Annotated in this window: 10 protein-coding genes; 7 read left to right on the top strand and 3 right to left on the bottom strand. The window is 71.6% G+C overall.

Annotated features, from left to right (window positions below; translation table 11 throughout):
* The first annotated feature begins 14 nt into the window (after positions 1-14).
* The 4 genes from hrpA to ET989_RS12290 are packed head-to-tail and all read left to right on the top strand — an operon-like array spanning position 15 to position 7107.
* Positions 15-3893, top strand: coding sequence for an ATP-dependent RNA helicase HrpA (gene hrpA, locus ET989_RS12305; RefSeq protein WP_131169420.1), 3879 nt, complete (start codon positions 15-17; stop codon positions 3891-3893).
* 12 nt (positions 3894-3905) lie between these two features.
* The gene (locus tag ET989_RS12300; RefSeq protein ID WP_131169417.1) at positions 3906-5315 is read left to right on the top strand and encodes a DUF2079 domain-containing protein; all 1410 of its coding nucleotides are present in this window, start codon (positions 3906-3908) and stop codon (positions 5313-5315) included.
* Between the two features lie 24 nt (positions 5316-5339).
* Positions 5340-6254, top strand: coding sequence for a PAC2 family protein (locus tag ET989_RS12295; RefSeq protein WP_131169416.1), 915 nt, complete (start codon positions 5340-5342; stop codon positions 6252-6254).
* Positions 6238-7107 (top strand): acyl-CoA thioesterase, encoded by an 870-nt coding sequence (locus ET989_RS12290; protein ID WP_131169414.1) that lies wholly within the window; start codon positions 6238-6240, stop codon positions 7105-7107. The genes ET989_RS12295 and ET989_RS12290 overlap by 17 nt, the downstream gene beginning before the upstream one ends.
* 80 nt (positions 7108-7187) lie before the next feature.
* On the opposite strand, the gene ET989_RS12285 is transcribed toward ET989_RS12290, so the two are convergent.
* Both ET989_RS12285 and ET989_RS12280 read right to left on the bottom strand, forming a co-directional pair.
* The gene (locus ET989_RS12285; RefSeq protein WP_131169523.1) at positions 7188-8138 is read right to left on the bottom strand and encodes a sigma-70 family RNA polymerase sigma factor; all 951 of its coding nucleotides are present in this window, start codon (positions 8136-8138) and stop codon (positions 7188-7190) included.
* A 191-nt stretch (positions 8139-8329) separates the two neighbouring features.
* On the bottom strand, positions 8330-10462 hold the full coding sequence (locus ET989_RS12280; RefSeq protein WP_241656340.1) for a S9 family peptidase: 2133 nt from the start codon (positions 10460-10462) through the stop codon (positions 8330-8332).
* 137 nt (positions 10463-10599) lie between these two features.
* Between ET989_RS12280 and ET989_RS12275 the strand changes: the two genes are divergently transcribed.
* Both ET989_RS12275 and ET989_RS12270 read left to right on the top strand, forming a co-directional pair.
* Positions 10600-12063, top strand: coding sequence for an RNA polymerase sigma factor (locus tag ET989_RS12275; protein ID WP_131169411.1), 1464 nt, complete (start codon positions 10600-10602; stop codon positions 12061-12063).
* 112 nt (positions 12064-12175) lie between these two features.
* A complete protein-coding gene (locus ET989_RS12270; protein ID WP_131169408.1) occupies positions 12176-13462 on the top strand; it encodes a hypothetical protein in 1287 nt (428 codons plus the stop codon).
* 10 nt (positions 13463-13472) lie between these two features.
* Here ET989_RS12270 and ET989_RS12265 read toward each other — a convergent pair whose 3' ends face one another.
* The gene (locus ET989_RS12265) at positions 13473-13988 is read right to left on the bottom strand and encodes an O-acetyl-ADP-ribose deacetylase (RefSeq protein WP_131169406.1); all 516 of its coding nucleotides are present in this window, start codon (positions 13986-13988) and stop codon (positions 13473-13475) included.
* A 29-nt stretch (positions 13989-14017) separates the two neighbouring features.
* Here ET989_RS12265 and ET989_RS12260 point away from each other — a divergent pair, with 29 nt between their 5' ends.
* Positions 14018-14728: an MsnO8 family LLM class oxidoreductase gene (locus tag ET989_RS12260; RefSeq protein ID WP_131169404.1), complete on the top strand. Its 711-nt coding sequence runs from the start codon at positions 14018-14020 to the stop codon at positions 14726-14728.
* Positions 14729-14847 lie beyond the last annotated feature (119 nt).

Here is a 14847-nt window from a genome sequence, read left to right as displayed (position 1 = left end):
AGCATGGACCGGCCATGCCTGAGAACCCGCGCGCTGGCGACCTGCGCCTCGAGTTCGACCCCGCCCTGCCGATCTCGGCCGCGGTCGACGAGATCCGCGCGCTCATCGCGGCCCACCAGGTCGTGGTCGTCGCCGGAGAGACCGGCTCGGGCAAGACCACCCAGCTGCCGAAGATCGCGCTGCTCGCGGGGCGCTCCCGCATCGCCCACACCCAGCCGCGCCGCCTCGCCGCACGCACCGTCGCCACCCGCATCGCGCAGGAGATGGGCGTCGAGATCGGGGACGCGGTCGGCTACCAGGTGCGCTTCACCCGCCAGGCCACCCGGCGCACCAAGGTGAAGCTGATGACCGACGGCATCCTCCTCGCCGAGATCGGCCACGACCGCGACCTGCGCCACTACGACACGATCATCATCGACGAGGCGCACGAGCGCTCGCTCAACATCGACTTCCTGCTGGGTTACCTCAAGCAGCTGCTGCCGCGGCGTCCGGACCTCAAGGTCATCATCACCTCGGCCACCATCGACACGGCCCGCTTCGCCGAGCACTTCGGCGACGCCCCCATCGTCGAGGTGTCGGGTCGCACCTACCCGGTCGAGATCGTCTACGAGCCGCTCGAGCACGAGAACGACCTCGTCGACGGCATCGCCCGCGCCGTGACGCAACTTCACGCCCTCGGCGAGGGCGACATCCTCGTGTTCTGCTCGGGCGAGCGCGACATCCGCGACGCCGCGGACGCCATCGAGGCGCTCAAGCTGCGCAACACCGAGGTGCTGCCGCTGTTCGCCCGCCTGAGCGCAGCGGAGCAGGACCGTGTGTTCCGCCCCCACCCCGGCACGATGCGCGTCGTGCTGGCCACCAACGTCGCCGAGACGTCGCTGACGGTGCCGGGCATCCGGTACGTCGTGGACCCGGGCTTCGCCCGCATGAGCCGCTACTCGGCGCGCACCAAGGTGCAGCGCCTGCCGATCGAGCCCGTCAGCCAGGCCAGCGCCAACCAGCGCGCCGGCCGCTGCGGACGCCTCGGGCCGGGCATCGCCATCCGGCTCTACTCGGAGGATGACTTCCTCGCCCGCCCCGCGTTCACCGAGCCCGAGATCCTGCGCACCAACCTCGCCTCGGTCATCCTGCAGATGGCCGACGCGCGCCTGGGCGCCATCGAGGACTTCCCCTTCGTCGAGCCGCCTGACCGCTCGCAGGTCCGCGACGGCCTGCGGCTGCTGAAGGAGCTGGGCGCGCTGCAGGAGGATCGAGCCTCGAAGGGCCGCGAACACAAGCCCTCGGCGGAGGGGCCCCGCCTCACGAAGACCGGGCGGCTGCTGGCGCGCCTGCCGATCGACCCGCGTCTGGGCCGCATGCTCGTCGAGGCCGGACGCCGCGGCGCCGCCTGGGACGTCCTGCCGATCGTGGCCGCCCTCGCGATCCCGGACGTGCGCGAACGCCCCTCGGAGAAGCAGGCGGAGGCGGACGCCCTGCACCGCCGGTTCTGGAGCGAGGACGGCGCGGCCCACGCCGCCGCGGGCGAGGCCCACGGCGACCGCGACCCGTCCGACATCGCCGCCATCTGGCGCCTGTGGGACTACCTCCGCAGCCAGCGCAACGAGCTGTCCGGCAACGCCTTTCGCCGGATGTGTCGCGACGAGTTCCTCAACTTCCTCCGCATCCGCGAGTGGCAGGACCTGGTCTCCCAGCTGCGCGAGGTCGTCGGCGAGCTCGACCTCGACACCAACGCCCCCGACCGGGACGCCGACCATCGCCGCCGCCGCGCCAAGGAGCCACGCACGGCGTCCGGCCACACCCCCGACTGGGAGGCCGTGCACACGGCCGTCCTGTCGGGGCTGCTCTCGCACGTGGGCCTGCGTGACGAGAGCTCCACGGCGCCCAAGACCCAGCAGCGCCGCGGGCGGCGCCCGATGGCCGAGTACCTCGGCGCGCGCGGGGCGCGGTTCGCGATCCAGCCCGGCAGCGCGGCCGCCAAGGCGGAGCCGCCGCTGGTGATGGCCGTCGAGCTCGTCGAGACGAGCCGCTTGTGGGCGCGAACGGTCGCCCCGGTCACCGCCGAGCAGGTCGAGGAGGTCGGCACCCACCTGATCACCCGGCAATACTCCGAGCCCCGCTGGTCGGTCTCCGGCGGCCAGTGCGTCGCCGACGAGCGCGTCAGCCTGCTGGGCGTGCCGATCGTCGCCGGGCGCACGGTCAGCTACGGCCGCATCGACCCCGTCGTCGCCCGCCAGATGTTCATCCAGTCGGCGCTGGTCGAGGGGCAGTGGCGAACCCGGCACCACTTCTACGCGCGCAACGAGAAGGTCCGCGCCGAGGCCGAGGAGTTGGAGGAGCGCACCCGTCGCCGCGACATCGTCGTGGACGACGCCGCGATCCATGCGTTCTATGACGAGCGCATCCCGGCCGACATCACGTCGGTGGCACACTTCGACCGCTGGTGGCGCGACAAGCGCCGGGTCGAGGACGACTACCTCGACCTCGCGATGGCCGACCTCGTCGACGACACGGACGCCGTGGACGCCGATGCCTTCCCCGACACCTGGACCGTCGGCCCGACCGACCTGCCCGTCAGCTACGTGTTCGCCCCCGGCGCCCATCGCGACGGCGTCTCCGTCGACGTGGACGTCAGCGTCCTCAACCAGGTCGACCCGGCGCCGTTCACGTGGCAGGTGCCCGGCCTGCGCGACGAGCTGGCCACCGAGCTCATCCGCTCGCTGCCCAAGGCCGTCCGCACCCGGTTCGTCCCCGCGCCGGACTGGGGGCGCCGCGCGCTCACCTGGCTCGACGACCACCCCGACCGGGCGTCGCTGGCTTTCCCGGACGCCCTCGCGGCGGCCCTCGGCGCCCTCTCGGGTGAGCCGCTGGACGCCACCCTGTTCAACGAGTCGGCGCTGCCCGACCACCTCACCGTGCGCTACGTCATCACCGACGGACGCCGCGAGCTCGGCGCCGGCAAGGACTTCGAGAGCCTCCGCAAGCAGTTCGCCCCGCGGCTGAACAAGCGGCTCAACGCGGCTGCGTCCGACGTGGCGCACCCGGGCGCGAAGAAGTGGGAGTTCGGCACGATCCCCGCCACCCGCGAGGTCGACCGCGACCCGACGCCGCTGGTGGGCTATCCGGCCCTGGTCGACCAGGGCGAGACCGTGGGCGTCCGCATCGCCAACACCGCCGCCAAGGCGTCCCGTTGGCAGGCGCGCGGGCTGCGCCGCCTCGTGATGCTGGAGTCGCCCGACCCCACCCGCAGCGTGTTCATCCACCTCTCCAACGCCGAGAAGATCGCGCTGTCGGGCGGCCCGTACGCCAACCTGAACGCCCTGCTCGCCGACGTCCGGCTCAAGGCGACCGGCGACCTCATCGCCCAGCACCGCGTGGACCCCGACACGATCCGTGACGAGGCCTCCTTCCGCCGCCTGGTCGACATGGTCCGCCCGGACGCGGCCGAACGCATGCAGGCCATCACCCGCGTCGCCGCGCGCATCCTCACCCGCCACGCGGAGGTGCGCGCCGAACTGGCCCGGCGCCCCGAGGGGGAGACCAGGGACGACATCACCGCCCAGCTCGACAACCTTGTGTTCGACGGCTTCATCGCGGCCACCCCCGAGCCGCACTTCACCCGCCTGGACAAGTACCTCCACGCCGTCGACGTCCGCCTCAAGGGATGGACGGCGAATCCGGCCCGCGAGCTGCAGAACCTCTCCGTCATCGCCGAGCTCGAGGACGCCTACGCTGCGGCCGTCGCCGTCCACGAGGTCGGCGAGCTGCCCGCCGCGGCCGTCGAGGCCGGCTGGCTGCTGGAGGAGCTGCGCGTCAGCCTGTTCGCGCAGTCGCTGGGCACGGCGCAGCCGGTGTCCGCCAAGCGCGTCCGGGGCGTCCTAGCGGCGCTGTCCTGACAGGATCGGACCATGCCCGCCTCCGTCGCGCCACCGCGTGGGACGCGCCTGGCCTCGCTCGGCGCCGCGCCCTGGGTGGTGGCCGCCCTCGCCACGGCCACCTACGCGCTGTTCTCGACGCTGCAGTGGCGGCGCTTCGAGTCCCCGTCGTGGGATCTGGGCATCTTCACCCAGATCCTGCAGCGCTACGCGGCGCTCGAGGCGCCGGTCGTCCACATCAAGGGCGCCGGCTACAACATCATGGGCGACCACTTCCACCCGATCCTCGTGCTGCTGGCCCCGCTCTACGCCGCGTTCCCGTCGGCGCTCACGCTGATGGTGGCCCAGGCCGTCCTGCTGGGGGTCTCGGCGTTCTTCGTCGCCGCCGCGGCTCACCACCTCGTCGGCCGCGGGGCCGCGTGGCTCATCGGCCTGGCGTACGCCTTCAGCTGGGGCGTCCAGGAGGCGGCCGCCGTGCAGTTCCATGAGGTCGCCGTGGGCGCGCCGATCCTCGCCGTCGGCCTGTGGTGCCTCGTGCGCGAACGCTGGGTGGCCGCCACCGTGTGGCTCGGCCTGCTCGTCTTCGTCAAGGAGGACCTGGGCCCCACCGTCGCCGTGTTGGGCCTGCTCGTGGCGTGGCGCTCGCGCCGGTGGCTGCTGGGGCTGGGCCTGGCCGCGTGGGGCATCGCCTGGTTCGTGCTCGCGCTGCGCGTGATCCTGCCCGCGATGAACCTGCGCGGGCAGTACGACTACGCGGGCCACCTCGACCTGGCCGCGGTCCTGGCCGACCCCGTCGGGACGGTGGCGGAGATCCTCACCAACGAGCAGAAGATGCTCACCCTGTTCATGCTGCTGGCCTGCACCGGCCTGCTGGCGCTGCGCTCGAACCTCGCACTGGCGCTGCTGCCGACGCTGGGCTGGCGGTTCCTGTCCAGCCTGTCGGGGCACTGGGGCCCGACGTGGCACTACAGCCTCATGCTGATGCCGATCGCGTTCGTGGCCGCCGCCGAGGGGGTGCGGCTGCTGGCGGACGCGCGGAGCCCGGTGCTGCGCGGCTGGGCCCGCAGCGGCCCGGCGGTGCTCCTGATGTTCGCCCTCGCGGTGCTGCCCCAGATGCCGCTGTGGGACCTCACCAAGGGCGGGACCTGGACGGTGGATGGCCCCCGCCCGCGCGCGGCCGCCGAGCTCGTCTCCCTCGTCCCGCGGGGCGCCGTGGTGGCCTCCGACATCTCCCTGATGAACCAGTTGGTCGACCGCGCCGACGTCTACTTCATCGCCAACGAGGGCAACCCCATCCCCGACCGGATCGTCATCGACAACCGGGGCGGCGGCTGGAGCAGTCGCGTCGATGGCGCCGTGCACGGGGCCGCACTCTGGCCGGGCACCCGGTGGCGTGAGGTGCTGGCCCAGCAGGACTATCAGCTGGTCGAACGGGTCGGTTGAGCGGCCGCCGCTAGAGTGGGCGCCATGATGGACCCGGGCGCGCTGTACACGGTGGAGCAGGACGTCTGGGAGAGCCTGACGGGCACCCGCCCGGTGCTGGTGCACCTGCTGGAGGGGTACGTCGACGCCGGCCAGGTCGCACGCCAGCTGAGCGAGCACCTGCTCGAGAGCCTCGACGCGGAACTGCTGGCCACCTTCGACCACGACCAGCTGCACGACTACCGCTCGCGGCGCCCGCAGATGGTCTTCGACACCAACACGTGGACGTCGCTGACCGACTACCGCCTGGCCCTCCACAAGGTCACGGACGCCTCGGGTCGCCCCTTCCTGCTGCTGAGCGGCCCCGAGCCCGACACGCAGTGGAACAGGGCCTGCGCCGCACTCCTGCAGATCGCCGACGGCCTCGACGTGTCGCAGCTGGTGACCGCCCAGGGCGTCCCGATGGGCGTCCCGCACACGCGTCCGGTCCTGGTCACGGGCCACGCCACCGACCCCGAGCTCGTGACCGACAATCCCGTCTGGATCGACCGGGTCGTCGTGCCCGGCAGCTTCGCCTCCATGCTGGAGTACCGCTCCGGGCAGGCCGGACGCCTCGCGTGCGGCTTCGTCGCCCACGTGCCCCACTACCTGGCTCCCGGCACCTACGCGCCCGGCGCGCTGGCCGTGCTGGAGCGCATCCGCGCGGCCACCGGCCTCGACCTGCCGCCGGGGGAGCTGGCGACCCTCGCGCTGCAGACCCTCTCCCAGCTGGAGGGCGAGGTCGATTCCGACGGCGAGCTTGGACCCTTGGTGCAGGCGCTGGAGCAGCAGTACGACGAGGTACAGTCGACCGGACGCCCCAGTGTCCCCTCGGCGGACGAGATCGGCGCGGCCGTGGAGCAGTTCCTGGCCCAGCAGGAGGGCGACGACCCGGAGGGTTCGCGTGGAACACATCAGTGAGGTCCTGGACCTGCTGGACCTTGAGCGGCGCAGCGACGACGTCTTCGTCGGCGAACACCCCGTCACCGACCAGCAGCGCACCTTCGGCGGGCAGGTCATGGCCCAGGCGCTCGCGGCGATGTACCGGACGGTGTCGGACGGGCGCCTGTGCCACTCGCTCAAGTGCTACTTCCTGCGGGCCGGCTCCACGGCCTCCGGCATCGTCTACGAGGTCGACCGCTCGCGGGACGGCGGCTCCTTCACCACGCGGAGGGTGACCGCGACGCAGAACGGCCACGACATTTTCGTGATGTCGGCCTCCTTCAAGGTGCCCGAGGGGGGCCTGGAGCACGCGGCCGTCCCGTTCAAGCCGCCGGTCGCGCCCGAGGAGTGCCCCCGGCTGGCAGACGTGCTGGCCCAGCGCTCGCCCCGCACCAAGGAGGTCTGGGAGCGCGAGTGGGCGGCCCTCGACACCCGCTACGTCGGTTACAGCAACCGCGAGTCCGCACAGGGACCGCGCCTGCAGATCTGGATGCGGGCGGTGGGGGAGATGCCAGATGACCCGCGCCTGCACCAGATGGTGCTCGCGTACGCGTCCGACCTCACCCTGCTGAGCGTCTCCACGCTGCCGCACGCCGCTGCGTTCGGCTCGCCGCGCATGCAGATGGCCACGATCGACCACTCCATGTGGTTCCACCGGCCGCTGCGCGCCGACCAGTGGGTGCTCTACGACCAGTCCTCCCCGAACGCCAGCAACGCGCTCGGGCTGTCCTTCGGCAAGCTGTTCGACGCGGACGGTGTGCTCGGCGCGCACGCGGTCCAGGAGGGGCTGGTGCGGATGGCCGACGACCGGCCCCGCCGCGGCCTGGTCTGAGCCAGAGCAGTCCCGGGACGGAGACGAGCCCCCGAGCGCGCTGCTCGGGGGCTCGTCGGCGGGGTGCCGTCTTGTTGGCGTCAGGCGGCCAGGGTGGTGTCACGCAGCTTGGCGATGGCCTGGCGCTCGATCTGGCGGACGCGCTCGGCGGTGATGCCCCAGACGCTCGCGATGTCCGCGAGCTTGGCCTGGCGTCCGTCCAGGAGGCCGTAGCGGCGGCGCACCACGTCGGCGGAGCGCTCGTCGAGGCTGTCGAGGAGGTTGTCCAGGCGGGCCCGGTCCTCGGCGTCCAGCACGACCTCGTCGGGGCCGGGCGTGGTGTCGCGCGCGAGCAGGTCGCCCAGGGCGGTGTCGCCGTCCTCCTCGACCGGGGCATCCAGCGACACGTGGTCGCGCGCGAGGCGGAGCAGCTCGATGATGCGGTCCTCCTCGAGGCCGAGCTCGTCGGCGATCTCGATGACCTCGGGCTCGCGGCCGAGCTTGCGCTCGAGGTTGCGGCGCGTGGCCGAGACCTGGTTGATCTGCTCGGCAACGTGCACGGGGAGGCGAACGATGCGGCCCTGCTGGGCGATGCCGCGGCTGATCGACTGGCGCACCCACCACGTGGCGTAGGTGGAGAACTTGAAGCCCTTGGAGTAGTCGAACTTCTCCACGGCGCGGATCAGGCCCGTGTTGCCCTCCTGGACCAGGTCCAGCAGCGGCATCTGTGCGCGGCCGTACTTGCGGGCCACGGAGACCACCAGCCGCAGGTTGGCGGTCACGAAGCGCTTCATGGCGGCGCGGCCCTGCTCGGCGATCAACTCAAGCTCCTCGGTGGAGGCCTTCTTCGCCTTCCGGCCACCCCGTTCCTTGGTGGTCACGGATCCGTCGAGGATCTGTTCGGCATACAGCCCCGCCTCGATCTCCCGGGCGAGCTGCACCTCCTCCTCGGCCGTCAGGAGCGGCGTCTTGGCGATGCCGTCCAGGTACAGCCCGACGGAGTCCTTGCCGTCGATGCCATCGGTCGAGCGGGAACGGTGCGAGGTCGAGATCATGCGTCGTCCTTTCGTCGTCGACCAGTACAACGCGAAAGACGTCCAATTTGTTCGGTGCACCCCCCGAACGAGCCCTGAGACCAACCCGCGAGGGTGAAATCAAGACCGTGGTCGTACGGGTTTTCCCTGCGTGCCGGGGATGCGAGCGCCCCGCCTGAGAGCACAGAGGCGTCCGGCACGGGAAATCCTCAGGTGTTGGCGCCGGCCTGGTCGACGAGCCACGCCAGCTCGAACGCCCGCTCCCGCCAGGCCTTGTAGCGGCCGGACACGCCGCCGTGGCCGGCCACCATCTCGGTCTTGAGCAGGATCGGGCGGTCGGGGCCGTTGGTCACCATGTCGCGAAGCCGGGCGACCCACTTGGCGGGCTCGGTGACCTCCACGCGGGTGTCGTTCAGGCTGGTCGTCGCGAGGATCGCCGGGTAGGTGGTGGGTCGCACGTTCTCGTAGGGGGAGTAGGCCTTCATGCAGGCGTAGACGGCGGGGTCCTCGACCGGGTTGCCCCACTCCTCCCACTCCATGACCGTGAGCGGCAGGTCGGGGTTGAGGATCGTGGTGAGCGGGTCGACGAACGGGACCGCCGCATGAACCGCACGGAAAAGCCCGGGGTCGAGGTTGACCGCGGCGCCGATGAGCAGCCCACCGGCGGAGCCGCCCTCGGCGAGCAGGCGGTCGGGGGCGACGCGCCCCTCGTCGACGAGCACCCGCCCGCAGGCGACGAAGTCGGAGAAGGTGTTCGGCTTGTCCAGCAGCTTGCCGCCGTCGTACCACGGGCGTCCGAGCTCGCCGCCACCGCGCACGTGGGCGATCGCGAACACGAAACCGCGGTCGAGCAGGCTGATCCGGCTCATCGCGAAGTAGGGCATGGTCGCCGATTCGTACGCGCCGTAGCCGTACAGCAGGCCGGGGGCCGTCCCGTTGGTCGGGGTGTCGCGGTGGCGGACCAGGGAGATCGGCACGCGTGTCCCGTCCTCGGCGGTGGCCCACAACCGCTCGCTCACATACGCGGTCGGGTCGTACGCGCCATGGGTCGGGTGGTCGAGGACGGGCGTCTGCTTGAGCAGCCGGCGCGCGCCGGTGTCCAGTCGGTACTCCCACACGCTGGTCGGGGTCACCAGCGACTCGTAGCCGAACCGGATGCGGTCGGTGTCGAAGTCGGGGGCCTCCTCGGCGCCGACGTCGTAGAGGGCCTCGTCGAACGTGAGCTCGGTGAGGACGCCGAGCGCGCCGTCCTCGCCGCGCGGCAGGACGCTGATGCCCGCCAGGCCGTTGGTGCGGTGGTCGATGACGACGGCCGAGGCGTACACGCTGACGTCGAGGAGGCGCGTCTCGGGGCGCTCCTCGATGACGGTCTCCCAGTGCTCGATGCCGGGGGTGGCCAGCGGCGCGCGGCTCAGCTTGAACTGGGGCGCGTCGTCGTTGTGGAGGATCCAGAGGGCGTCCGGCGCGAGCTCGACGGAGTACTCCAGGCCCGGACGCCGCGGCTGCACCACGGTGGGCTCCCCGGTCGGGTCCGAGGACGGGAGCAGCCGCGTCTCGGTGGTCGTCTTGGACGCCACCTCGACGAACACCCAGGCGTGGTCGCGGGAGCTGCCCACCGCGACCCAGAACCGGTCGTCGGGCTCGGAGAACACGAGGGCGTCCGCGGCCGGGTCCGTGCCGACCCGGTGGCGCCACACCTCGTGGGGGCGCCACGCGGCGTCCACGCGCGTGTAGAACAGCCAGTCCGGCCCGGCCCACGTGCCGCCGCCCCCGACGCCGGGAACCGGCCCGTCGATCGTCTCGCCCGTCGCGAGGTCGACGACGAACAGGTCGTAGCGCTCGTCGCCGGTGGTGTCGACGGAATAGGCCAGCCGGCGTCCGTCGGGGGAGACGTTGGCCAGCCCGAGGGAGAAGTAGTCGTGGCCCTCGGCCAGCGCCTGGACGTCGAGGACGACCTCCTCGTCCGGGCCCGGCTCGGAGACGTCGGGGATGTCATCGCGCGAGGTGGCCGGCAGGCGGCAGGAGCGCCCGTAGTCGTGGCCCTCGGTGGTGCGGCCGTAGTACCAGTAGCTGGTGCCGTCGGTGTGGGTGACGTGCAGCGGCACCGACATGTCGGTCTGCTTGGTGCGTGCCTTCAGGTCGCCGTAGAGCTCCTCGGCGAGCGGCTCCAGGTGCGCCGTGTGCTGCTCGGTCCAGGCGTTCTCGGCCGCCAGGTACTCCAGCAGTTCGGGGTCGGTCTTGTCGGCCATCCAGTGGTAAGGGTCGTCGACGGCGTCGCCGTGGACGGTCCGGGTGAACGGACGACGGGGGGCGTCGGGCGGGCTCTGCAGGGCATCGGGCACGGCGGCCAGCGTAGCCTCGCGGCGAAGCCCCGCCATTTGGGTCAGCACCGAACGCGTGCAACAATGGCCGTTGCGCCGGACGTTGACAGGTCCCGGCCGCTGCACGCCCAGAAACCGGACGAAACGAAAGGGCCCACGTGACTCTAAGCTCCAGCGCTGCCAGCGCGTCGGACACGCCGAAGGCCACTGCGAGCCGCGCGCGCACCCGCAAGGTTGCCGCGCCAGCCGGGGCGCCGGAGACGGTCGAGGAGGCCAAGCCCGCACGCAAGGCGCCGGCACGCACCGCCGCCGCGAAGGCACCGGCCAAGGCCCCCGCGCGCTCGCGTGCCAGGGCGAAGGCCGAGCCCGAGGTGAAGCCCGAGCCCGTCGAGGACGAGGTCGTCGACCCCGAGGCCGAGGACGCACCCGAGGTGCTCGAGGACGAGGACATCGAGCTGGAGGGCGCCGAGGGTACCCCCACCGTGGCCGAGGTGCTGACCCCGGAGGCACTCAAGGAGGTCAAGTTCGAGCGCGACGGCGACGACGTCGTCCTGACCGTCGGTGGCAAGAAGCGTTCGCTGGACGAGGTGGACGAGGGCCAGTTCAACGAGGGCGAGGCTGCCAAGGAGGAGAAGAAGCTCGTCGAGGACGGCGGCTTCGTCGTCTCCGACGCCGACGACACCGACGAGCCCGAGCAGCAGGTCATGGCCGCCGGCGCCACCGCCGACCCGGTCAAGGACTACCTCAAGCAGATCGGCAAGGTGGCCCTGCTGAACGCCGAGCAGGAGGTCACCCTCGCCAAGCGCATCGAGGCCGGCCTGTTCGCCGACGAGTCGATCACCGAGGGCACCGTCAAGTCCGGTGACATGGACGACTACGAGTGGATCGTCGAGGACGGGCGCCGCGCCAAGAACCACCTGCTGGAGGCCAACCTGCGCCTGGTCGTATCGCTCGCCAAGCGCTACACCGGCCGCGGCATGCTGTTCCTGGACCTGATCCAGGAGGGCAACCTGGGCCTGATCCGCGCCGTGGAGAAGTTCGACTACTCCAAGGGCTACAAGTTCTCGACCTACGCGACGTGGTGGATCAAGCAGGCGATCACCCGCGCCATGGCCGACCAGGCCCGCACCATCCGCATCCCGGTGCACATGGTCGAGGTCATCAACAAGCTCGCACGCGTGCAGCGCCAGATGCTGCAGGACCTGGGCCGCGAGCCAACCCCCGAGGAGCTGGCAAAGGAGCTGGACATGACCGCCGAGAAGGTGGTCGAGGTCCAGAAGTACGGCCGCGAGCCCATCTCGCTCCACACCCCGCTGGGTGAGGACGGCGACTCCGAGTTCGGCGACCTGATCGAGGACTCCGAGGCCGTCGTGCCCGCCGAGGCCGTGAACTTCACGCTGCTGCAGGAGCAGCTGCACGACGTGCTCGACACGTTGAGCGAGCGTGAGGCCGGCGTCGTCTCGATGCGCTTCGGCCTGACCGACGGCCAGCCGAAGACCCTCGACGAGATCGGCAAGGTCTACGGCGTCACCCGCGAGCGGATCCGCCAGATCGAGTCCAAGACCATGAGCAAGCTGCGGCACCCATCGCGTTCGCAGGTCCTGCGGGACTACCTCGACTGATGGCGGTGCGGATCCGTCAGGCGTCCGTCCTCGAGCTGGACGCCCTGGCGGAGTGGAGGACGCCGCCTGGCGTGAGACGGGAGATCCGCATGGTGCGGAGGGCTGACCGGACGTGAGCCGGCACGAGCGGCGTGTGGTCGTCACGCTCTTCGTGCTGCTGGCGCTGGTGGGGTCGCTGACCGTCCTGCCGCGGGCGCAGGGGTGGAGCGACGCCAGCAGGATGGCAGCCGTCCAGGCCATGGTCGACCACGGCTCCCTCTCCATCGACGACACCGACTTCGCTCCGCTGACCCACGACAAGGTCTGGGTTGACGGCCATTTCTACTCCGACAAGCAGGCCACACCCGCGCTCATCGGTGCGGTCGTGTACGCCCCCCTGTCCGCCGTCGGTATCAAACTGGCTCCGGGATGGAACCCGGCCTACGCGCTGGTGACCTGGGGGACCGTCACCCTGTGGTGGTGGCTGGGCCTGGTCGCTCTCTACCGGCTGCTCGGCCTCACCGGCCTGCCCGCGGGCCGTCGCGCCTGGTTGGCCGCCGCCACCGGGCTCGGCAGCCTGCACCTGACCTGGGTGGCGACCTTCAACAACCATTCGCTCGCGGCCTCCTGGGTGTTGATCGCGCTGGCGGCCGTGGCGCACGCGCGGGCGTCCGGCGGCGGTCGGTGGCTGCTGGCGTGCGCGGGGCTGGCGTTGGGGCTGGCCGCTTCCTCGGACATGCCGACCGGAGCGTTCGCGGTTGCACTCGGGGCGGTGGTGGTGGCCGACCCCCGCCTGCGGACCCGGGTGGCGTGGCTTGTCGTGCCGTTCCTGCTCGCGGTCGCCCCCGCGCTCTGGGTCAACCACGCGATCTCGGGCAGCCTCGTCCCGCTGCAACTCGTGCCTGAGTTTTTCCTCTACCCCGGATCACCCTGGACGCGCGAGGAGCTGACCGGCAGCGGCATCGCCGCCGGGGGCGACCTGGTGGGCTACGCCGCCGGGATGCTGGTGGGCGGTCGCGGCTTCCTGCTGTACAACCCGCTCCTGTGGCTCGCGATCCCTCTGCTGGTGCGCGAAGCCTTCGCCCGTGGTCGCACGCTCGCCCCGGAGGCGCGGGCCGTCGCCGCAGCGGGGGCCGCCCTGGTGGCCTACTACCTGCTGCTCTCGACCAACTACTCGGGACAGAGCTACAGCATCCGTTGGTGGGTGCCCCTGCTGCCGGTGACCCTGGTGTTCCTCTACCCGTGGCTGGCCCGGCTCACACGGGTGCGCCTGGCCGCCTTCGGCGTCCTGTTCGTCCTGGGGCTGGGGATCGCGCTGGTCGGCAGCCTCGACCCGTGGACGAACACGCGCGTCCACCCGGTGCCGCTGGTCGCGAACATCCTGCAGCTGCCCGAGTTGCTCGCGGCGCGCCTTCCCTGAGCCACCGGGCTCAGGACGCAGCTGCGCGCTCGAAGGCGTCCAGGAGCGCGGAGGAGAACAGCACGAAGCGGACCTCCTCGACGCCGGGGGCCGGGTGGGAACGCACGGCTTCGAGCGCGATGCGCGCAACATCGCGGGCGTCCCAACCGTAGATGCCCGCGCTGATGGCCGGGAAGCTCACGGTGCGCGCGCCCTGTTCGGCCGCCACGTCGAGCGAGCGGGTGAAGCAGGACGCCAGCAGCGTCGGGTCGGTCTCGCCGGCGTGGCGGTTCGGCCCGACCGTGTGGATCACCCAGCGCGCAGGCAGGGCGAAGCCGGGCGTGGCCACGGCGTCCCCGACAGGCAGCCCGTCCCGCAATGTGGTGGCTCGCAGTGCCCGGCAGGCGGCCAGCAGCTCGGGGCCGGCGGCGCGGTGGATCGCCCCGTCCACCCCACCCCCGCCGAGCAGGGACGAGTTGGCGGCATTCACGATGGCGTCGGTGGGCTGCTCGGTGATGTCGCCCAGCAAGCAGGTGATCGTCGGCATGTCCCCATCCTGCCGGGTACGGTCGGGGCATGGCTTCCGTTCCCGTCTCCGTCCTCGACCTCGCCACCGTCCGTGCCGGGTGGTCCAGCTCGGACGCCTTCGCCGCCACCATCGAGTTCGCCCAAGCGGCGGACCGGTTGGGCGCCGAGCGGTTCTGGATCGCCGAGCACCACAACATGCCGTCGGTGGCGGCGACGACCCCGCCCGTGGTCATCGCCGCGGTCGCCGGCCGCACGGAGCGCATCCGGGTCGGGTCCGGCGGGGTCATGCTGCCCAACCACTCGCCCTACGTCGTCGCCGAGCAGTTCGCGGCGCTCGAGGCCCTGTACCCGGGCCGCATCGACCTCGGCATCGGGCGCGCACCGGGCGCCGACCAGGTCACCGCGTGGGCGCTGCGTCGCTCGCAGGAGGGCTTGGGGCACGAGGACTTCGTCGAGCACGTCGAGCTGGTGTCTGCCTGGCTGAGCCCGCACGGCGTCCGCGTCGGTAGGGGCATGACGCTCACCGCGACGCCCTCGGCGTCCGGCTACCCCGAGATCTGGCTGCTCGGGTCGTCGGACTACTCGGCACGGCTGGCGGCCAAGCTGGGCATCCGCTACTCCTACGCAGGGCACTTCGGCCAGTTCGACCCGGCGGGGGTCTTCGCGCTGTACCGCGCCGAGTTCCAGCCGAGCGAGACGCTCGCCGAGCCCTACGCGATGCTGTGCACCTCTGCACTCGTGGGCGCCACTGAGCCCTGATCCACCGGTGTCGTGGCGGGTGTGGGCGTGGCATGGGGCGAGGTGACCGTTCTGAGCAGGGAGGATGGTAATTGCTGAAGTCGCCGTCCACCGCGTCGAAGGGTCACCTCGTAAGTGAA

Source organism: Propioniciclava sinopodophylli, assembly GCF_004324755.1.
Classification (GTDB): domain Bacteria; phylum Actinomycetota; class Actinomycetes; order Propionibacteriales; family Propionibacteriaceae; genus Propioniciclava; species Propioniciclava sinopodophylli.
This window is presented reverse-complemented; position numbering and strand designations above follow the sequence as displayed.